The following is an 18,834-nucleotide window of genomic DNA, read 5'->3' as shown; positions in this document are numbered from 1 at the left end:
CTATGACACTCGATGTTTTACTCCCGGTCATGAAAATTATCGCGCCGCATAAAAATAATATCGCCGAAAGCTTACATGACTTAATTAAAATACTGTCAGCAGAAAAAGAACATTCCGAAGCGCTGTCACCCTTTATTCATCGACTGCATCTGCTCTCTTTCGCCCAGAGTGCGCCGGGTAACGCCGAGGAGCTGCTCGCGGCGCATCTGCCAAAAGAAGATGGGCTCCTTCCGCTGCTTGACTTCGCGGACTGGCCCCGGGTGCGTTACGCCGCATCAGGTGAAGTACAGACGCCTGAGTCTGAGGCTTATTTCCAGAAAATAACAACGGCTGCCAATCTGTTACGTTCAGCATTGATTGATGCTGAACGCGAAAAAGGTACGCCTGCGCTTTATATTATCGATAAATTGCTTAATCTGAACAGCGCGCTGCCGGAAAGATATAAACACATGGCAAATATTCCCTACGCCTGATGTTATGCCTGTGGCCGTCCTTTTTGCCGGGTGACGCTGCGCTTACCCGGACTCTGTTGTAGGCCCGTGCAAGCGTAGCGCCGCCGGGCGAAGGTGACTATTCAACGTTCAGACAGACAATATCCAGAGCAGGAACCACTGGCGTATGGAGGTTAAGCCAGTCCCGCAGGCGTTCGATACTGTGTGTTCTGAGTGAGTTTTTCGGCCAGACAAGATAATAGCCGTCGCCTGTGTCGATGGCTTCCCTGAAGGGTAATGCAAGCAGTCCGCTTTTCAGGGCTTCCAGCGTGAGCCGAAGATCGGCCATCGCAATACCATGCCCGTGCATGGCGGCAAGACTTCCCTGCTCCAGGGTGTCGAACACGATCCCGCCACTCATGTCGAGCCCCGGATATAACCCGGTCCTTTTCAGCCAGCGTTTCCAGTCCCGTCTGTCCGCAGAAGGATGGATAAGATCGCACTGCGAAAGCTGGTGCCGGGCAGACTCCAGCAAAGACGGCGTACACACCGGAATGAGCCATTCGCTGAAAAGCAACCGACTCTCCGTTGACTCGCCAAAGTAGCCATTGCCGAGGAGGATCGCACAATCATACGGCTCGCGGCTGAAGTCTACGGTGTCAAAGTCCATCCAGACGCTGGCGATTTCAACTTTAGGTTTTGCATGGTTCTCGCGAAAGGATTTGAGGACATTCAGAAGCCAACGCATCGTCAGGGTGCTGGGCGCTTTAAGGCGCAACAGATGATTTTCACTTCGGAATGCGCGACAGGCCCACTCGATATTCGAGAAACTTTCGCTAAGCTGTCCTGCCAGGATACGCCCGGCGTCGCTGACCTCGACTCTCGGCCCCTGCCGTTTAAAGAGCTCACAGTCAAACCACGTTTCAAGCGTCCGGACATGCCTGCTGACCGCACCCGGTGTGATATTGAGCACTTCAGCGGCTTTGCTGAAGGAGTTCAGCCGCGCGGCTACTTCAAAAGCGCGCAGAGCATACAGCGGAGGTAAGGACATAATTTCCCTTTAAGTGATGAATATTCATCGCGTTATTTTTTTGGCTAATAACCGTTGGGTGGTTACTCACGGGATTAATGTGTCCGATCTTGTCGCCGGGTACAACACCTGTATTCACAAGATTATATTTCGCTTAAGTTCAGACACGAAAAAAAAATACCAAAACTGGCAGTTGATTCTTATTTGTATGACTTTTAAGATTTGTCTGCAACTCATTGATTAATTTGATTTAGGGAAATAAAAATGACAAATAAAGTCGTTGCGGGAATGATGATGGCCGCGTTTTCAGGGGCAGTATATGCAGGACCAGCACAAGTCACTCCGGATTTTTCACCAGAGAGTTTAACGGTTTCAGCCTCTGCCGGGATGCTGAGCGGAAAATCTCACGAGATGGTTTATGACGAAGTGACAGGAAGAAAAATTAGCCAGCTGGACTGGAAAATTAAAAATGTCGCCATTCTGAAAGGCGATATTTCCTGGGATGCTTACTCCTTTTTGACACTGAACGCCCGCGGCTGGACATCCCTCGCATCAGGCTCTGGTCATATGGATGACTATGACTGGATGAATGCAAAACAATCCTCCTGGACAGATCATTCGAGCCATCCAGCGACGAACGTTAACTATGCCAATGAATACGATCTCAACGTAAAAGGTTGGATCTTCCAGGGCGATAATTATAAAGCGGGCGTTACCGCAGGTTATCAGGAAACCCGCTTCAGCTGGACGGCGACTGGCGGTACTTACAATTACGATAACGGCACCTATAAAGGGAACTTCCCGGCAGGCGAACGCGGCATTGGTTATAGCCAGCGTTTCTCCATGCCATATATTGGTCTTGCAGGACAGTACCGATTTAATGACTTTGAGTTTAATGCCCTGTTTAAATTCAGTGACTGGGTCCGTGCGCATGATAACGATGAGCACTACATGCGCGATCTGACCTTCCGTGAGAAAACTACCGATTCCCGCTATTATGGCGCATCCGTCGATGCCGGGTATTATGTCACTCCGCATGCCAAAGTATTTGCTGAATTTACCTATAGCAGCTACGAAGAAGGTAAAGGCGGTACGCAGATTATTGATACCAATACCGGGCAGTCCGGCTCTATTGGTGGGGACGCTGCGGGTATTTCTAACCACAACTATACCATTACAGCGGGTCTGCAATATCGCTTCTAATCCAGGCGAAACGCAGTCGATTGTTAATACAGTTCAGGCCCCTGATGGGGCCTTTTCTGCGCTAACCTCGCATGTCAAAGCCGGATTTTTGAAAATCTCTGTAGACTTCCGGATTATTGAAGGCCGGGAAGGTGGCTTTTTGGGCTGCTGATTTTAGCGCTTCGCACCAGGCTTTATTGCCGTCGCTGGTTGAGATAGCTAACGCCGTGCCATCCTGAGCAAATTCAATATGCAACCGGCATTTTTTCCCTTTCCACTTTTGCGGCTCGTCAAGTTTGTCTTCTATTGCCGCCTTGATCGCCCGTGCCTGCGCCCCCCATTCATCCTGATCGTCCCAGCGTCCGGAACCACAAGACCCCGTTGCCGTGGTCTTATGGCACCCGGAAGGATGTAACGGCGCGCATCCCGCAGCCAGGCTCGCCACAATGGCCAGCATCACGATTTTCTTTACTGTGTCAGACACGCCCACGTCTTGCTCCCTAAATCCATTTAAACCTCAACAGTGTTGGCCTATTCTTTCGTAACTGGTGGTCGCTACTCAACTACTAATAATTAGCCTGTCAGTGCGGCACGAACCGCCGATTCCATTTTCTCGGGCGTGGTCATCGGTGCAAAACGTTTGAGCGGTTTACCGTTGCGTCCAATCAGGAATTTCGTAAAGTTCCACTTGATCCGCCCACCCAGCACGCCGGGCAATTCCTCTTTCAGGTAACGAAACAGCGGGTGCGCGGCGGCGCCATTGACCTCTATTTTCTCGAATATCGGAAAACTGACACCGTAGTTTATGTGGCAGGTTCTTGAGATGTCGTCGGCGCCGCCGGGCTCCTGTTTACCGAACTGATTACAGGGAAAGCCAAGCACGACAAATCCCTGAGGCGCGTATTTCTTGTATAACGCTTCAAGAGCAGCGTACTGCGGCGTAAAGCCACACAGGCTAGCCGTATTCACGACCAGCACCACCTTACCCTCGTAGTCGGCCATAGCGACCGGTCGGCCATCCAGGCGGGTGGCTGTAAATTGATAAAAATGCGTCATACTGGCAACCTCAAAGCGGAATGTATTCACCCTCAACATTACCACATAGCACGTGATTCGGATCTTTACAGCCACTGAGCGGCATTGAGGATTAAAATATCTATACGCCCGTTATATAAGTCCCAATACGTGCTACTTTCCCAATAAAAGGAGTCTTCCAGCCGTTAATATTCAAGGATGATTGAAAATTTGCGTCACATGGAACCCCTCAGGTAAATGAGGTACGGGATGAGGTAATAAAGGATCAAAATACAGACCTTCGTAGCAGGCAATCCAGTGGCGAGCCCCACTGGTAACATTATCCCAGCGGCCATGAAATATACCATTATTCTTCGGTTCACTGACCCCGTCGTGTTTTATAAACGAAACATTCTCCAATCCGATATAAAGCAAAAATCGTTTCATTTGCGCAAGATTGACACGTTTATATTTATCACAGAAACCTTTTTCCATTGCAATGTGTAACGTTTCTTCATAAGTTTTTTGAAGTAAACGGGCCATAACAGCAATACCACACCCTTCTTGCTGACATGGTTGTTGGATATGCTTATAAGTCATTTTCATCGGAATCATCCATTTTTTATTTTCAGGAATTACGTTTAATCCATAGATTATTATCGGCCCCCTGAAGCGTTTCTTGATAACAATAGCGCGTTGCGATGTAAGACCGGTTAAGAAATCATCTTCACCGACTCAACCAGCGGTTAAATTTCACCAATGGATTGCCTGGGGACAGGTGTATGAGTAAAATCCAATCTTTCGGGTAAAGAAAATGACTGTTGCTGATTCACTTCTCACTTTCTCCTTCGCTGCACTCCTGCTCACTCTCACGCCTGGCCTGGATACGGCTCTGATTCTTCGAACGGCCTGCGCTGAAGGGGGACGAAAAGCTATTCACACTGCGCCTGGCATCGATGCTGGCTGTTTTATATGTTTTGCGTCAGGCATCCTGAAGAGAAGTGGCGTGATCAAGGTTATGGACAGGGCAACAGGAGGCTTGTTTTTGTGCTTCGCGGCTAAACTCGCGCTAAGCACAAGATAAGTCTCTTTCGTCCGCTTCTGCCGCGAAGCGGACCACTCCTTACACCGCCGACTTCGGCCGTAAATTCTCATCAAACGTCAGCCGTTTCCGCTCTGGCTCAACCTCACGCAGCGGCTCTACCTGATGCATCGTCAGCTTGCAGCGTTCCACCAGCACCTGATACTCCCGCGTGCCCTGCTGCTTCCAGGCCAGCTCCTGCTCGCTCAGCTCGCGGATCGCTTTTGCCGGGCTGCCGATGATCAAATGGTTGGCGGGCATCTCCGCTTTCGCCTTCACGAACGCCGCGGCGCCGACGATGCTGTTCTCGCCAATGACGGCGCCGTCCATCACCACCGCGTTCATGCCCACCAGCGCATTGCGGCGGATCACACAGCCGTGAAGGATCGCACTGTGGCCAATATGCCCGTCCTCTTCCACCACCGTGTCCTGCTCCGGGAAACCGTGCATGACGCAGTTATCCTGAATGTTCGCCCCGTCTTTCACCACGATACGGCCGAAATCACCGCGCAGGCTGGCATTGGGGCCGACATAAACACCTTTGCCCAGAATCACGTCGCCAATCAGCACCGCCGTTGGGTGTACATAGCTCTCGTCCGGCACCACCGGCGTCAGACCGTCAATTTGATAAACAGGCATCCTCACTCCTTATGCGCTTGTCAAACCGCCAAAGCGTTGATAGTAGAGCGTGCCGGGCACAGGCAGTTCGCCGACGGAGGTTTCGCCCTTCTCGCTGACAAACGCCAGCGCCCCCGGTGCCACACGCTGATAAATATTGATGCAGAGCTGTCGGGCGCTTTGCCCGGCCCAGTGCGCAGGCAGTAACTCCTCCGGCAGCAGCGGGTCTTTTAGCACCACACGACGATAAAAGTGGATCAGTAACAGCTGGATCTGGAAGCAGCGTTCCGGCGTCAGCTCTTCCGGCGCGGCCTCTTTCAGCAGCGGCAGCAGCGGGCGGAACGAGGTGATAAACGTCTCGTACATCGCGTTTTGCTCGGTCAACTGCCAGCACTCTTCGACCCGGGAACGCAGCGCGGCGCGGGAGAGCGCCAGCGGCGAGTGGGCTTCAAAGAAAATCACGTTTTCCGCCACGCCGGCATCGTGTAGCAGGGACTGCACATCCGCCAGATGCTGCGACGGCGAGGCCATCAGGCTCGGCGCCAGCGTGCCAAACCCCTGCCAAATAAGCTGTTTTTTGACGTCGGCGAGGGTGTTTTTATCCAGCCCCTCGGAGAGCAGCAGTAACCATTTACCATCCCAGGCGGGCAGTTCCGCGCGGTAGATTTTATTCTCCGCGCGACGCGTCAGGCGCAGCCCTTTATCACTCAGGCGGTAAAAGCTGCGCCGCCCGATGCGCGAGACGTCGAGCCAGCCCTCTTTGTTGAGGCGGAACAGCGCGGTACGCACGAAGCGTTCACCAAACCCCATCCCTTCCAGCAGGGCGGCCAGACTACCGAGCCAAATCTCACCGCCGCGATGGGAAAGCGCATCACCGTATAACGAGGAAATAAGGGATGTCCCGCTGACTGGAACGGAGCTGACCGCGTGCTGGATAAAGGCGTCGAGTTTATTCATGTGATTCATTCTGTTGTTATTTTTGTCCTGGATGAATCATAGCATAGGACCCTCACCCTGACCCTCTCCCCAGAGGGGAGAGGGGAAAAGACCGCACCGAGCAGTCCCTTCTCCCCTTTCTGTGGAGGGAAAAGACCGCACCGTACAGTCCCTTCTCCCCTTCGGGGAGAAGGTCAGGATGAGGGGGGGGCGTATCAACCGTTGGCCGCCACCTTACGCAGATCAAACACCCGGCAGGCTTTGCCCTCTGAGCGCGGGATACTGCCGCAGTTCACGATCGTCACGTCGGTGGAAATCCCCACCATCGACTTGATGCGGTGACGCAGCTGGTGACACACCTGGCAACGCTGCTCGTGCGTTAGCGTCAGGCTGCTCTCTTTTAGCTCCACCTTCACGGAAAGTGAATCAAGATGCCCGCGACGGTTGACCTCCAACTGGTAGTGCGGAGAGAGGTGTTCGAACTTCACAATCTCCTCTTCCAGCTGTGACGGGAAGACGTTAACGCCGCGGATGATCAGCATATCGTCACTGCGACCGCTGATGCGGTCCATGCGGCGCATGCTGCGCGCCGTCGCCGGCAGCAGACGCGTCAGGTCGCGGGTGCGATAGCGGATCACCGGCAACGCCTCTTTGGTCAGCGTGGTGAACAGCAGTTCGCCCTGCTCGCCGTCATCCAGCGGCGTGCCATCGTTCGGGTTGACGATTTCCGGGTAAAAGTGATCTTCCCAGATGGTCGGGCCGTCAACGGTTTCGATACACTCCATCGCCACCCCGGGTCCCATGACCTCCGAGAGGCCATAGATGTCCAGCGCCGTGATGCCTAAGCGTTTCTCAATTTCGCGGCGCATCGCCTGGGTCCACGGCTCGGCGCCGAAGACCCCCACGCGCAGGGAACAACTGCTGGCATCGCCGCCCATCTGCCGCTCCAGCTCCTCAATCAGGTTTAGGCAGTAGGAGGGCGTCACCATGATCATATCCGGCTGGAAATCACGGATCAGCTGCGCCTGTTTCTCCGTCTGGCCGCCGGACATCGGGATCACCGTCGCCCCTAAGCGCTCGGCGCCATAGTGTGCCCCCAGCCCGCCGGTAAACAGGCCATAGCCATACGCCACGTGAATTTTGTCCTTCGCGCTGCCGCCCGCGGCGCGCAGGGAACGGGCTACCAGATTGGCCCAGTTGTCAATGTCGCCTTGCGTGTAGCCGACAACCGTCGGTTTGCCGGTGGTACCGGATGAGGCGTGAATACGCACTACCTGCTCCATCGGCACGGCAAAGGTATCGAATGGGTAGTTATCCCGCAGGTCCTGCTTGGTGGTGCACGGGAATTTACGGATATCCGCCAGCTCTTTGAAATCGTCAGGGTGAACGCCCGCGGCGTCAAACTTGCGTTTGTACATCGGCACGTTGTTATAGGCGTGATGCAGCGTCCATTTCAGACGCTCGGTCTGCAGCGCCTGTAACTCGTCAATGGAGGCCGTCTCAATCGGATCAAGCTTTGTTGTATTTGTCGTTGTCATTGCAGGGTACTCACATTGAAAATTTGATCAAACACGCTCAAGGATCATGGCAATGCCCTGACCCACACCGATGCACATCGTACACAGCGCGTACCGCCCGCCGCGTCGATGCAGTTCATTGCTGGCTGCCAGCGCCAGCCTGGCCCCGCTCATGCCGAGCGGGTGGCCCAGCGCAATCGCCCCACCGTTTGGGTTAACGTGTGCGGCATCATCCGGCAGCCCCAGCTGACGCAGCACGCCCAGCGCCTGGGAGGCGAAAGCTTCGTTAAGTTCGATAACGTCCATATCGTTAATACTGAGCCCGGCACGCTCCAGCACCTTGCGGGTGGCAGGTACCGGGCCTAATCCCATCAGGCGTGGCGCCACGCCAGCCGTTACCATCGCCACGATCCGCGTGCGCGGGACTAACCCCTGAGCCAGCGCCATCTGCTCGCTGGCAACGATCAGCGCCGCCGCACCGTCGTTGACGCCGGAGGCATTGCCCGCCGTGACTACCCCGTTTTGACGGAACGGCGTTTTCAGTGCGGCCAGCTGTTCAAGCGTGGTGTCCGCACGCGGATGTTCATCCACGCTGAATTCGGTGACCGCGCCCTTTTTACCCGCTACCTGCACCGGCACGATCTCCTGCGCCAGAATGCCGTTCTGCTGCGCCTGTGCGGTACGCTGCTGGCTGCGCAGCGCAAAAGCGTCCTGATCGGCACGACTGATATTTAACAGTTCAGCTACATTCTCTGCCGTTTCCGGCATACTGTCCGTTCCGAAGTGCTGATGCATGAGCGGATTCACAAATCGCCAGCCGATGGTGGTATCAAAGATCTCCGCCTGACGCTGAAACGCGGCGGTGGCTTTGCCCATCACAAACGGCGCACGGGACATCGACTCCACGCCGCCCGCAATCAGCAGATCGCCGTCGCCCGCCCTGATAGCGCGTGCGGCAAAACCAATCGCGTCCAGCCCGGAGCCGCACAGGCGGTTGATGGTGGTCCCGGAGACCGTTTGCGGGAGCCCGGCCAGCAATGCCGACATACGCGCCACGTTGCGGTTATCTTCCCCCGCCTGGTTGGCGCAGCCGAAAATCACATCATCTATCCGCTCGAGGTCGAGCTGCGGGTAGCGGGCCAGCAGCGCGCGCAGCGGCACGGCACCGAGATCGTCGGTTCTTACCGTGGAAAGCGCGCCGCCGTAGCGCCCCACCGGGGTTCGAACGCCATCACAAATAAATGCATCACCCATCAGGCCTCTCCTGTCACACTGCCGCCGATGCGGTGAGATTTCCCGCGAAAAAGGGCGACGGTTTTCTGTTGTTGATTTTGGATCTCAATGTCATACACGCCCGTCAGCTTGCCCTGATGCTTCACCCGCGCGGTGGCGGTAAGCGTGTCCCCGGCAAAGCCCGGACGCAGAAAATCAATCGAGCAGCCTGAGGCCACCGCTGCCAGTCCCTGGCTGTTGCAGGCGTAGGCAAAAGCGGTGTCTGCCAGCGAAAACAGCTGTCCGCCGTGGCAGGTGTTGTGCCCGTTGAGCATCTGCGGGGTGATGGTCATGGTCACCACCGCGTAGCCCTCGTCCATCTCGACAATATCCATCCCCATCGCCTGCGCGCAGGCATCCCGTTCGTACATGGCGCGGGCGTTGTGCCAGGCGTTATGACTCATAGCTACTCTCCAGAAGCGCGCGCTGGCGCAGCAGTGAACAGGGGCGATAGCGTTCTTCACCATAATGGCGCTGCAGGTTCTCCAGCAGCGTCAGCAGGCGCTGCCAGCCCAGTCGTTCCCCCCAGGCGATCGGGCCGCTCGGGTAGTTGACGCCAAGACGCATGGCGGTATCGATATCCTTCTCGCTGGCCACCCCTTTTTGCAGGGCATCCAGCGCTTCATTGGCAATCATCGCCACCGTGCGCCAGATCAACAGGCCAGGATAATCGGCGATTTGCACCACCCGTTTTCCCTGCTGTTGCAGGTAGCGGATGACTTTTTGTGTCGAGGTCAGGGGGTTGCTGGCGGCGGCCGCAATCACCGCCACGTCGCCTTCAATGCGGTCTACCACCACCACCGGGCCGCTCAGGCGTAACGCCAGCGCCTGCGCGGTTTCCCCCTGCGTTTCGATGAGATACACATCATCAATTTTTGTGACGCCGTCACGTTCTTTCTCGACGCGCATCGGGTTGTAGCTGTCATCTACGGTCTCAATCCACTGTACGGTGGGTTTGTCACCCTGCCAGTCGTAAACGCCCTTCCCGCTCTTTTTGCCCAGTCTTCCAGCCAGCACCAGCTCCTGCTGCACCAGCGAGGGGAGAAAACGCCGCTCCTGCCAGAAAGCGTTAAATACCGAGCAGGTCACCGCAAAATTAACGTCCTGACCAATCATGTCGGTCAGCTCCAGCGGCCCCATCGGGAAACCGCCCCCTTCGCGCAGGGCAGCGTCAATCACCTCTGGTGCTGCCACCTGCTCTTCCAGCGCGCGCCAGGCTTCGGAATAGAACGGACGCGCGACGCGGTTGACGATGAACCCCGGCGTTGACTGGCAGCGAACCGGCTGTTTCCCCCAGTTGAGCGCCAGCTCGCACAGTGCGTCGGCCACTTCCGGGGAGGTCGCCAGCCCGCTGACCACTTCCACCAGCTTCATCACCGGCGCCGGGTTAAAGAAATGCAGCCCCGCGACGCGTTCCGGGTGGTGTACATCCGCCGCGATTGCCGTGATCGAAATGGAAGAGGTGTTGCTGGTCAGTACCGTCTGCGCCGGGCAGATCTCAGCCAGCCGGACAAACAGCGCTTTTTTCACCTCAAGACGCTCAGAAGCGGCCTCTATCACCAGCTCCGCCATAGAGAGCGCGCTGATATCAGTGACCGGGAGCAGCCGGGCGAGGATCTGTCCGCTGGCATCTGCAGAGAGTTTGCCGCGCGTGACCCGGGAAGCCAGACGCTGGCGGATCCCCTCAATGGCGCGTGAAATCGCATCGGCGGAGATGTCGTAAATCAGCACCTGATGGCCGTGGCTGGCAGCAACCTCGGCGATGCCGGCACCCATCGTGCCGCTGCCAATCACGGCGACAGTCCGTATGTTCAACATCTTATTTCCCCGTAAAGTGTGGCGCGCGCTTCGCCAGGAAGGCGCTGACGCCCTCGCGATAGTCGTCGCTGCGCCCGGCCAGACGTTGATAGTCGCGCTCGAGATCGAGTTGTGCGTCCAGGGTGTTGGTTTCCGCGGCATTGATCGCCTGCTTGATCAGTCCCAGCCCGAAGGTCGGCTGCGACGCAAAGTGCAGCGCCATCTGCTGCGCGGTAGCGGAGAGCTGTTCGTCATCCACCACCTGCCAGATCATCCCCCAGGCCTGCGCCTGTTCGGCGCTCAGCTTGTCACCGAGCAGCGCCAGCCCCATGGCACGGGCGCGTCCGGCCACGCGCGGCAGCAGCCAGGTGCCACCGCAGTCCGGGACTAACCCGAGCTTGCTGAAGGCCATCACAAAACTGGCGGAACGCGCCGCAATCACCATGTCGCACCCGAGCGCCAGCGTGGCACCGGCTCCGGCCGCCACGCCGTTGACCGCGCAGATGACCGGCTTCGGCAGTTTTGCCAGGCGACGAACCAGCGGGTTGTAAAAGGTTTCAACGGACATGCCCAGATCCGGCGCCGGGCCGTTGGGGTCGACATTACGGTCATTCAGATCCTGACCGGCACAGAAACCGCGTCCGGCGCCGGTGATCAGCAGGCAGCGAACGGTGTCATCACGCTCAGCCTGTTTCAGGCACTCGGCGAGTTGCTGATGCATCACGTCATTGAAGCTGTTCAGACGCTCCGGACGGTTCAGCGTAAGGGTCATTACGCCCTGTTCTACATGACTGAGAATAAATTCCACAATTAGCGTCCTTTAAAGTCGGGGGTGCGTTTTTGTAAGAAGGCGTCGATGCCTTCCCGGCGGTCTTCAGTGGCAGAGAGCAGCGTAAACAGCTGACGCTCCTGGGCCAGCCCGGCCTGCAACGGCACCTCCTGAGACTGGCGTAGCGCCTGTTTAGCCGCCTGCAGTGCCAGCGGCGAGTGGCGCGCCATCAGGCTCGCCTGCTTCAGGGCATACTCCAGCGTCAGCGCGGCCGGAAAAACATCACTGACCAGCCCGGCGCTCAGCGCCTGCCCGGCGGAAATGCTCTCGCCGGTCAGCACCATTTTGCTGGCCAGCGATTTACCGACGCAGCGGATAAGACGCTGGGTACCGCCCGCGCCGGGCATAATGCCGAGCGTGATTTCCGGCAGGCCAAAACGGGCGTTGTCACCGGCAATCACCACGTCGCACAGCAGCGCCAGCTCGCAGCCCGCTCCCAGCGCGAAGCCGTTCACGGCGGCGATCAGCGGTTTAGGAAATGCATTGATACGTGCCCATAGCTGCGGGCGAATATCGTTCAGGGTGGCAGGCAGGTCTTTCTCTGCCATTTCACTGAGATCCGCCCCGGCGGCAAAGCAGCGTTCGTTGCCGTAAATCACGCAGACAGCGACTCCGGTATCCGCTGCGGCGGCCTCAAGCTGCTCCGCCAGCTGCGTTAGCAGCGCATTGTTGAGGGCGTTGCGCGCCGCCGGACGGTTCAGCATCAGCTGCAGCACGCGGCCATGACGGGTGACAGTCAGTTCGCTCATGCCATCCCCTTCGCGTCAAAATCCACGATCACATCAGCGGTAAGCGGCAACGACTGGCAGCTCAGCACATACCCGGCGGCCAGCTCGTCCGGCTCCAGGCTGTAGTTGGTCGCCATGTCCACCTTCCCGCGCAGCACTTTGCATTTACAGGTGGCGCACACGCCGCCCTTGCAGGCATACGGGAGATCCGCCCCCTGGCGCAGGGCGGCATCAAGTATGCTTTCGTCGTCTGCCGTCAGGGTGATCTCACGGTCGCGTCCGTCCTGGCGCACGGTCACTTTCTGACCTTCTGCCTGCACGTGCACCGCGCGTTTAACAGTGATTCCGGCGGTATTGAAGCGCTCAAGATGAATCGATTTATCCGGCATTCCCAGCGCCTTCAGCGCGGCTTCGGCGTCGTCCATCATCGCCGACGGGCCGCAGATAAACGCTTCGTCATACTGGCGGAAGTTGATCAGGGTTTTCGCCAGCGCCTGCAACTTTTCCCCGTCGATGCGGCCATAAAGCAGGTCGCTGTCCAGTCGCTCCTGGCTGAAAATGGAGACCAGCTGCAGCCGCTGCGGGTATTTGTCCTTCAGGTCCGCCAGCGCCTGGCGGAACATCATGCTCTGGCTGCTGCGGTTGCCGTAGATCAGCGTGAAATGGCTGTTCGGTTCGATCGCCAGCGTCGCGGAGATAATCGCCAGCATCGGGGTGATCCCGGAGCCTGCCGCAATCGCCAGATAGTGCCCCTCGCGCCCTGCCTGCGGCTGGTAGCCAAACTGTCCCTGAGGAACCATCACCTCCAGCGCCATACCCGCTTTGATCTCATCCCGGGCAAAGCGCGAAAAGCGCCCGCCTTCGATGGCTTTGACCGCCACACTGATCTCGCCCGGAGCGCTACTCCGGCAGATGGAGTAGCAGCGACGCAGCTCATCCCCGCCCAGCGTCGTTTTCAGGGTCAGGTGCTGGCCGGGACGAAAGCGGTAGGCTTCCTGCAGCGCCTGCGGCACCGCGAACGTGATGGTCACCGCGTCGCGGGTTTCGGGTTCCACTTTTGCCACTGTTAATGAATGAAACGTTGTCATGGCAGCCTCAAATACATTTGAAATAGTCGAAGGGCTCACGGCAGGCATTGCAGCGATAGAGCGCTTTGCAGGCCGTCGAACCGAATTCACTGATAAGAGAGGTGTCGGTGCTGGCGCAGCGCGGGCAGCTCACCCCGGCTGGCGCGTGCGCGTGACAGCTATGGCCAACAGGCGGGCTGATGCCGTATGCCCGCAGGCGCTCGCGCGCGTCGGCGGTCATCCAGTCGGTGGTCCAGGCGGGTTCAAGCTGGAGCACGATATGCACCGGGGTAAAGCCATGGGCGGTCATCGCGTCGCGGATCGCCCCCAGCAGATGTTCCGTTGCCGGACACCCCGAGTAGGTGGGCGTGAAGCCAATAACCCAGCCTTCCCCTTGCGCCTTCACGCTGCGCACCATGCCTAAATCGGTGATGGTGAGTACCGGTACTTCCGGGTCCGGGATCTGGCTTAACAGCGCCCAGATTTGCGGAATTTGCGCAGGCGCGATGTCGACGAGGCGTTGCATAGCGTTCTCCTTTACCACTGCTGACCGGGATACGCGCGTTGGAGATACTGCATTTCCGCCAGCATCGGACCGAGATGTTCGGTATGCAGCCCTTTCTTGCCCCCGGTGCGGTACGCCACCTCTTCGGGCACCCGCAGGCAGGCTTCATTCAGACCGGCAAAAACTTCGCTTTCCCACGGCTGACGCAGCGTGCGCGGGTCAACCGCCACGCCGGCGTCAATCAATTCCAGCTCGACGTCATCCGCCTCAAACAGCTCCGCCGTAAAACGCCACAGGTTGTCGATGGCCTGCTGCATTTTCTGCGCGGAGGTTTCGGTGCCGTCCCCCAGCCTTACCAGCCAGCCGCGGCTAAAGCGCAGGTGGTAGCGTGCTTCTTTAATCGCTTTGGCGGCGATGGCGGCAAGCTGGCTGTCGCGGCTTTGGGTCAGGCGTTCGTACAGCGCGACGTTCCAGGCATCCATCAGATACTGGCGGGCAATCGTGTCGGCGAAGCTGCCGTTCGGCTGTTCCACCAGCAGAAGATTGCGGAACTGACGCTCGTCACGACCAAACGCCAGCGTGTCTTCATCGCCCTGTCCTTCCAGCCCGGCGGCATAGCTCAGGAAATTGCGCGCCTGGCCCAGCAGGTCAAGCCCGATATTGGCGAGCGCGAGGTCAATTTCCAGCTCCGGGGCGTGGCCGCACCAGGCGCCCAGACGCTGGGAGAGCACCAGACCGTTGTCGCCCAGACGCAGGGCATAGGCAGTCACTGAATTCATTCTTTGCCTCACATGTGCTCGATGCCGTCGGGGAGTGTGTAAAACGTCGGGTGGCGGTAAATCTTGCTTTCCGCCGGGTCGAAGAACTCGCCGCTCTCTTCCGGCTGGGAGGCGACAATCTCGCTCGCCTTAACCACCCAGATAGAGCACCCTTCGCTGCGCCGGGTGTAGGCATCACGGGCATTTTCCAGCGCCATGCGGTCGTCGGCGGCATGCAGACTGCCCACGTGACGGTGGGACAACCCTTGTTTGCTGCGTACGAACACCTCGTACAGCGGCCAGTAGACATTGCTCATGGTTATTTCCTCTTATGCGGCCTGGCGGGCGCGTTGTTTTTCAGCATGCGCCAGCGCGGCTTCCCGCACCCATGCCCCCTCTTCCCAGGCTTTACGCTTGGCCGCCAGGCGTTCGTGATTGCAGATCCCGCGTCCGTTAATGACCTCTTCAAACTCCTGCCAGTCGATCTCGCCGAAACGGTAGTGACCGCTCTCTTCGTCAAAGCGCAGATCGGGATCGGGCACCGTCATGCCCAGCATCTCCACCTGCGGCACCGTGTTGTCGACAAAGCGCTGGCGCAGTTCGTCATTACCGAAACGTTTGATTTTCCAGGCCAGGCTGCGGGCGCTGTTCGGCGAGTTGTCATCGTTCGGCCCGAACATCATCAGCGCCGGCCACCAGAAGCGGTTGATGGCGTCCTGCAGCATCTGGCGCTGGGCCTCGCTCCCCTGCGCCAGCGCCATGCAGGCTTCAAAGCCCTGACGCTGGTGGAAGCTCTCTTCTTTACAAATTTTCACCATCGCCCGGGCATAGGGCCCGTAAGAGGTGCGGCACAGTGCCACCTGGTTGACGATGGCGGCGCCATCTACCAGCCAGCCAATCACGCCGATATCGGCCCAGCTCAGGGTCGGATAGTTAAAAATGGAGGAGTACTTCATCTTGCCGTCGAGCATCTTCTGGTAGAGGTCTTCCCGCGCGCAGCCCAGCGTTTCGGCTGCGCTGTAGAGGTAGAGCCCGTGTCCGGCTTCGTCCTGCACCTTCGCCAGCAGGATCGCCTTTCGACGCAGCGTCGGCGCGCGGGTGATCCAGTTCCCCTCCGGCAGCATGCCGACAATTTCGGAGTGCGCATGCTGACCAATCTGGCGGATCAACGTCTTACGGTAGGCGTCAGGCATCCAGTCCTGAGGCTCAATCGCCGTCTCCTGCGCTATGTGCTGCTCAAACCGTTGTTCTTGCGTCACGCCATCACCTTTATGATTCGTTAGATTGCAAACTAAAGCGTAATGTTGAATCACTTTGTTTTTTAAAAGTTACACAAAGGTTAAATATAACCCCAAGAATTGTTTCCTGGTTTTGTGATGTCGCTCGCAAGGCTTTACCTGAGCCCCTCTCATAACTGCGATATGAGCGCAATGATTCGTCACCCCGGATCACAATGTTAACAATTCATTAAAACTCAGCTTGATTTTTATGATTCACGATCAAACTATTAATGGTGAAATTACGTAACATTTGGAGATAAGCGATGCAGCAGTTAGCCAGCTTCTTGTCCGGTACCTGGCAGTCTGGCCGGGGACGTGAACGCACTATTCATCACGCCATCAGTGGCGAAGCGCTGTGGAGCGTGACCAGCGAAGGGCTGGATATGGCAGCCGCCCGACGCTATGCAATTGAGCGCGGCGGCGAAGCACTTCACGCAATGACCTTTATCGAACGTGCGGCCATGCTGAAGGCGGTGGCAAAGCACCTGCTTGGTGAGAAAGAGACGTTTTATGCCCTCTCCGCCCAGACCGGGGCGACGAAAGCAGACAGCTGGGTCGATATTGAAGGCGGCATCGGCACCCTCTTCACTTACGCCAGCCTGGGCAGCCGTGAACTGCCGGATGACACGCTGTGGCCGGAGGATGAACTGATCCCGCTGTCAAAAGAAGGCGGCTTTGCGGCGCGTCACGTTCTGACCTCGAAGTCCGGCGTGGCGGTGCATATCAACGCCTTTAACTTCCCCTGCTGGGGGATGCTGGAAAAACTGGCGCCGACGTGGCTTGCCGGCATGCCCGCCATTATCAAACCCGCGACCGCTACCGCGCAGGTCACGCAGGCGATGGTGAAATCCATCGTGGACAGCGGACTGGTGCCGGACGGCGCCATTAGCCTGATCTGCGGCGGCGCGGGCGATCTGCTCGAACAGCTCGACAGCCAGGACGTGGTCACCTTTACCGGCTCCGCCAGCACCGGACAAAGCCTGCGCGTGCACCCCAATATTGTGGCGAATTCCATTCCATTCACCATGGAGGCCGACTCCCTGAACTGCTGCGTGCTGGGTGAAGACGTCACCCCGGAACAGCCGGAGTTCGCCCTGTTCATCCGGGAAGTGGTGCGTGAGATGACCGCCAAGGCCGGACAAAAATGTACCGCCATCCGCCGCATTATCGTCCCGCAAAACCAGATTGAGGCCGTCAGCCAGGCGCTGATTGCGCGGCTGGAAAAGGTGGTGGTGGGCGACCCGGCGCAGGAAGGGGTGAAGATGGGCGCGCTGGTCAACGCTGAACAGCGCGCGGACGTGCAGGAGAAAGTGAATCAGCTGATCGCCGCTGGCTGTCAGATCCGTCTGGGTGGAAAAGCGGATTTGCAGGCCGCTGGCGCATTCTTCCCGCCGACCCTGCTGTTCTGTCCTCAGCCGGATGAAACCCCTGCGGTCCACGCGACAGAGGCTTTCGGCCCGGTTGCAACCCTGATGCCATATCGCAATGTGCAGCACGCGATGCAGCTTGCCCGCGCCGGCGGCGGCAGCCTGGCGGGAACGCTGGTTACCGCCGATTCGGCCATTGCCCGCCAGTTTATTGCCGGTGCGGCGCGCGCCCACGGCCGTATTCAGATCCTTAACGAGGAATCCGCAAAAGAGTCTACCGGGCACGGCTCCCCGCTGCCGCAGCTGGTTCACGGCGGTCCGGGCCGCGCGGGCGGTGGCGAAGAGCTGGGCGGACTGCGCGCGGTGAAGCACTACCTGCAGCGCACCGCGATCCAGGGCAGTCCGACCATGCTGGCCGCCATTGGTAAACAGTGGGTGCGCGGCGCAACGGTGCAGGAAGATCGCGTGCATCCGTTCCGCAAATACTTCGAGGAGCTGCAGCCGGGCGACAGCCTGCTGACGCCGCGTCGTACCCTGACGGAAGCGGACATCGTGAACTTTGCCTGCCTGAGCGGTGACCACTTCTACGCCCATATGGACAAGATCGGCGCGGCAGAGTCGATCTTTGGCGAGCGCGTGGTGCACGGCTACTTCCTGATCTCCGCCGCGGCAGGCCTGTTCGTCGACGCCGGCGTCGGGCCGGTCATAGCCAATTACGGTATGGAAAACCTGCGCTTTATCGAGCCGGTGAAACCGGGCGATACCATTCAGGTACGTCTCACCTGCAAACGTAAAACGCTGAAGAAACAGCGTACCGCAGAGGAAAAACCGACCGGCGTGGTGGAATGGGCGGTTGAGATTTTCAACCAGCACCAGCAGGCGGTGGCGCTCTACTCCATTCTGACGCTGGTGGCGCGCCAGCAGGGTGATTTCAGCTAACGCCCCTCACCCTGACCCTCTCCCCAAAGGGGAGAGGAATCCCAGTAATATTTTTTACCGGAAGCGATAAATGATGCTTCAGGAAAATTAATGGCTTACAGCGATGCCCTGGTCCGGCTGTAAATCGCCGAGGCGTTTCCGTAAGGCCGGGGCGAGGCGCAGGGATGCGCCGAGAGGGCGTGGCCTGCAGGGATGCAGGCTCATGCCCGACCCGATAGCCTGAAGGAATAAGCTGAGGGCACCGCGAAGCGGCGATTTACCGCCGGGAGCCCGGGTCGCCAGGGTGGTGGCGATTGAGCCACCCTGGCACGTTCACAGGTCATGCAGTTACAGAGTAGCAAGAAACATAAAGTGAACGGAATGACCACTACAGCCGTATGTTCCCCCTCACCCCAGCCCTCTCCCTTGTACGGTCCGGGGACATAGTGAACGCTTGTTCGGGGACATGGTAGACACTTACAACTAAGGCATAAGAACCCGTTT

20 protein-coding genes are annotated in these 18,834 nt (G+C 58.0%); 3 read left to right on the top strand and 17 right to left on the bottom strand.

What is annotated here, in order from left to right; all coding sequences use genetic code 11:
- Positions 1 to 2 precede the first annotated feature (2 nt).
- Complete coding sequence (locus GM298_RS21070; protein WP_095449697.1) at positions 3 to 473, top strand: hypothetical protein; 471 nt, start codon at positions 3 to 5, stop codon at positions 471 to 473.
- A gap of 97 nt (positions 474 to 570) precedes the next feature.
- Here GM298_RS21070 and GM298_RS21065 read toward each other — a convergent pair whose 3' ends face one another.
- Positions 571 to 1,482, bottom strand: a complete 912-nt coding sequence (locus tag GM298_RS21065; protein WP_266155216.1) for a LysR substrate-binding domain-containing protein — start codon at positions 1,480 to 1,482, stop codon at positions 571 to 573.
- Between the two features lie 243 nt (positions 1,483 to 1,725).
- Between GM298_RS21065 and GM298_RS21060 the strand changes: the two genes are divergently transcribed.
- Positions 1,726 to 2,664, top strand: a complete 939-nt coding sequence (locus tag GM298_RS21060) for an omptin family outer membrane protease (RefSeq protein ID WP_025757952.1) — start codon at positions 1,726 to 1,728, stop codon at positions 2,662 to 2,664.
- A gap of 61 nt (positions 2,665 to 2,725) precedes the next feature.
- Here the strand turns inward: GM298_RS21060 and GM298_RS21055 are convergent, their stop codons facing one another.
- From GM298_RS21055 to paaA, 16 genes are all read right to left on the bottom strand, one after another.
- Positions 2,726 to 3,100 (bottom strand): cell envelope integrity TolA C-terminal domain-containing protein, encoded by a 375-nt coding sequence (locus GM298_RS21055; protein ID WP_266155236.1) that lies wholly within the window; start codon positions 3,098 to 3,100, stop codon positions 2,726 to 2,728.
- Positions 3,101 to 3,216: 116 nt separating this feature from the next.
- Entirely contained in the window at positions 3,217 to 3,699 is a 483-nt protein-coding gene (locus tag GM298_RS21050; RefSeq protein ID WP_266155215.1) for a glutathione peroxidase, read from the bottom strand.
- Positions 3,700 to 3,870: 171 nt separating this feature from the next.
- Positions 3,871 to 4,263: a hypothetical protein gene (locus tag GM298_RS21045; RefSeq protein WP_266155214.1), complete on the bottom strand. Its 393-nt coding sequence runs from the start codon at positions 4,261 to 4,263 to the stop codon at positions 3,871 to 3,873.
- A 517-nt stretch (positions 4,264 to 4,780) separates the two neighbouring features.
- A complete protein-coding gene (gene paaY / locus GM298_RS21035; protein WP_025757959.1) occupies positions 4,781 to 5,377 on the bottom strand; it encodes a phenylacetic acid degradation protein PaaY in 597 nt (198 codons plus the stop codon).
- A 9-nt stretch (positions 5,378 to 5,386) separates the two neighbouring features.
- Positions 5,387 to 6,322, bottom strand: coding sequence for a phenylacetic acid degradation operon negative regulatory protein PaaX (gene paaX, locus GM298_RS21030; RefSeq protein WP_045286539.1), 936 nt, complete (start codon positions 6,320 to 6,322; stop codon positions 5,387 to 5,389).
- Positions 6,323 to 6,507: 185 nt separating this feature from the next.
- The gene (gene paaK, locus GM298_RS21025) at positions 6,508 to 7,830 is read right to left on the bottom strand and encodes a phenylacetate--CoA ligase PaaK (protein ID WP_025757962.1); all 1,323 of its coding nucleotides are present in this window, start codon (positions 7,828 to 7,830) and stop codon (positions 6,508 to 6,510) included.
- Positions 7,831 to 7,857: 27 nt separating this feature from the next.
- A complete protein-coding gene (pcaF, locus tag GM298_RS21020) occupies positions 7,858 to 9,063 on the bottom strand; it encodes a 3-oxoadipyl-CoA thiolase (RefSeq protein WP_266155213.1) in 1,206 nt (401 codons plus the stop codon).
- Positions 9,063 to 9,485 carry a hydroxyphenylacetyl-CoA thioesterase PaaI gene (gene paaI, locus GM298_RS21015; protein ID WP_045286536.1) on the bottom strand — a complete coding sequence of 141 codons (423 nt, stop codon included), beginning with the start codon at positions 9,483 to 9,485 and terminating at the stop codon, positions 9,063 to 9,065. Before paaI ends, pcaF begins: the two co-directional genes overlap by 1 nt.
- Positions 9,475 to 10,899 (bottom strand): 3-hydroxyacyl-CoA dehydrogenase PaaH, encoded by a 1,425-nt coding sequence (gene paaH / locus GM298_RS21010; protein WP_095451379.1) that lies wholly within the window; start codon positions 10,897 to 10,899, stop codon positions 9,475 to 9,477. The genes paaI and paaH overlap by 11 nt, the downstream gene beginning before the upstream one ends.
- A gap of 1 nt (position 10,900) precedes the next feature.
- Positions 10,901 to 11,689, bottom strand: a complete 789-nt coding sequence (gene paaG, locus GM298_RS21005) for a 2-(1,2-epoxy-1,2-dihydrophenyl)acetyl-CoA isomerase PaaG (RefSeq protein WP_025757967.1) — start codon at positions 11,687 to 11,689, stop codon at positions 10,901 to 10,903.
- A complete protein-coding gene (paaF, locus tag GM298_RS21000; RefSeq protein ID WP_088244194.1) occupies positions 11,689 to 12,456 on the bottom strand; it encodes a 2,3-dehydroadipyl-CoA hydratase PaaF in 768 nt (255 codons plus the stop codon). Before paaF ends, paaG begins: the two co-directional genes overlap by 1 nt.
- Positions 12,453 to 13,523, bottom strand: coding sequence for a 1,2-phenylacetyl-CoA epoxidase subunit PaaE (gene paaE, locus GM298_RS20995; protein WP_266155210.1), 1,071 nt, complete (start codon positions 13,521 to 13,523; stop codon positions 12,453 to 12,455). Before paaE ends, paaF begins: the two co-directional genes overlap by 4 nt.
- Before the next feature lie 7 nt (positions 13,524 to 13,530).
- Positions 13,531 to 14,028, bottom strand: coding sequence for a 1,2-phenylacetyl-CoA epoxidase subunit PaaD (gene paaD / locus GM298_RS20990; RefSeq protein WP_025757970.1), 498 nt, complete (start codon positions 14,026 to 14,028; stop codon positions 13,531 to 13,533).
- An 11-nt stretch (positions 14,029 to 14,039) separates the two neighbouring features.
- Entirely contained in the window at positions 14,040 to 14,786 is a 747-nt protein-coding gene (gene paaC, locus GM298_RS20985) for a 1,2-phenylacetyl-CoA epoxidase subunit PaaC (RefSeq protein ID WP_095449705.1), read from the bottom strand.
- An 8-nt stretch (positions 14,787 to 14,794) separates the two neighbouring features.
- The gene (paaB, locus tag GM298_RS20980) at positions 14,795 to 15,082 is read right to left on the bottom strand and encodes a 1,2-phenylacetyl-CoA epoxidase subunit PaaB (protein ID WP_266155208.1); all 288 of its coding nucleotides are present in this window, start codon (positions 15,080 to 15,082) and stop codon (positions 14,795 to 14,797) included.
- Positions 15,083 to 15,094: 12 nt separating this feature from the next.
- Entirely contained in the window at positions 15,095 to 16,024 is a 930-nt protein-coding gene (gene paaA / locus GM298_RS20975; protein WP_045286530.1) for a 1,2-phenylacetyl-CoA epoxidase subunit PaaA, read from the bottom strand.
- Positions 16,025 to 16,308: 284 nt separating this feature from the next.
- Between paaA and paaZ the strand changes: the two genes are divergently transcribed.
- Positions 16,309 to 18,351 (top strand): phenylacetic acid degradation bifunctional protein PaaZ, encoded by a 2,043-nt coding sequence (gene paaZ, locus GM298_RS20970; RefSeq protein ID WP_266155207.1) that lies wholly within the window; start codon positions 16,309 to 16,311, stop codon positions 18,349 to 18,351.
- The last annotated feature ends 483 nt before the right edge of the window (positions 18,352 to 18,834 follow it).

The organism is Enterobacter sp. HSTU-ASh6 (assembly GCF_026319105.1).
GTDB classification, from domain to species: Bacteria; Pseudomonadota; Gammaproteobacteria; order Enterobacterales; family Enterobacteriaceae; genus Enterobacter; species Enterobacter sichuanensis.
Note: the sequence above shows the minus strand (reverse complement) of the source record. Positions and strands in the feature narration are given on the sequence as shown.

Coding starts and splice junctions, on each gene's coding strand:
- GM298_RS21070 (WP_095449697.1), top strand. CDS start 3: ATGACACTCGATGTTTTACTCCCGGTCATGAAAATTATCGCGCCGCAT.
- GM298_RS21065 (WP_266155216.1), bottom strand. CDS start 1,482: ATGTCCTTACCTCCGCTGTATGCTCTGCGCGCTTTTGAAGTAGCCGCG.
- GM298_RS21060 (WP_025757952.1), top strand. CDS start 1,726: ATGACAAATAAAGTCGTTGCGGGAATGATGATGGCCGCGTTTTCAGGG.
- GM298_RS21055 (WP_266155236.1), bottom strand. CDS start 3,100: ATGCTGGCCATTGTGGCGAGCCTGGCTGCGGGATGCGCGCCGTTACAT.
- GM298_RS21050 (WP_266155215.1), bottom strand. CDS start 3,699: ATGACGCATTTTTATCAATTTACAGCCACCCGCCTGGATGGCCGACCG.
- GM298_RS21045 (WP_266155214.1), bottom strand. CDS start 4,263: ATGAAAATGACTTATAAGCATATCCAACAACCATGTCAGCAAGAAGGG.
- paaY (WP_025757959.1), bottom strand. CDS start 5,377: ATGCCTGTTTATCAAATTGACGGTCTGACGCCGGTGGTGCCGGACGAG.
- paaX (WP_045286539.1), bottom strand. CDS start 6,322: ATGAATCACATGAATAAACTCGACGCCTTTATCCAGCACGCGGTCAGC.
- paaK (WP_025757962.1), bottom strand. CDS start 7,830: ATGACAACGACAAATACAACAAAGCTTGATCCGATTGAGACGGCCTCC.
- pcaF (WP_266155213.1), bottom strand. CDS start 9,063: ATGGGTGATGCATTTATTTGTGATGGCGTTCGAACCCCGGTGGGGCGC.
- paaI (WP_045286536.1), bottom strand. CDS start 9,485: ATGAGTCATAACGCCTGGCACAACGCCCGCGCCATGTACGAACGGGAT.
- paaH (WP_095451379.1), bottom strand. CDS start 10,899: ATGTTGAACATACGGACTGTCGCCGTGATTGGCAGCGGCACGATGGGT.
- paaF (WP_088244194.1), bottom strand. CDS start 12,456: ATGAGCGAACTGACTGTCACCCGTCATGGCCGCGTGCTGCAGCTGATG.
- paaE (WP_266155210.1), bottom strand. CDS start 13,523: ATGACAACGTTTCATTCATTAACAGTGGCAAAAGTGGAACCCGAAACC.
- paaD (WP_025757970.1), bottom strand. CDS start 14,028: ATGCAACGCCTCGTCGACATCGCGCCTGCGCAAATTCCGCAAATCTGG.
- paaC (WP_095449705.1), bottom strand. CDS start 14,786: ATGAATTCAGTGACTGCCTATGCCCTGCGTCTGGGCGACAACGGTCTG.
- paaB (WP_266155208.1), bottom strand. CDS start 15,082: ATGAGCAATGTCTACTGGCCGCTGTACGAGGTGTTCGTACGCAGCAAA.
- paaZ (WP_266155207.1), top strand. CDS start 16,309: ATGCAGCAGTTAGCCAGCTTCTTGTCCGGTACCTGGCAGTCTGGCCGG.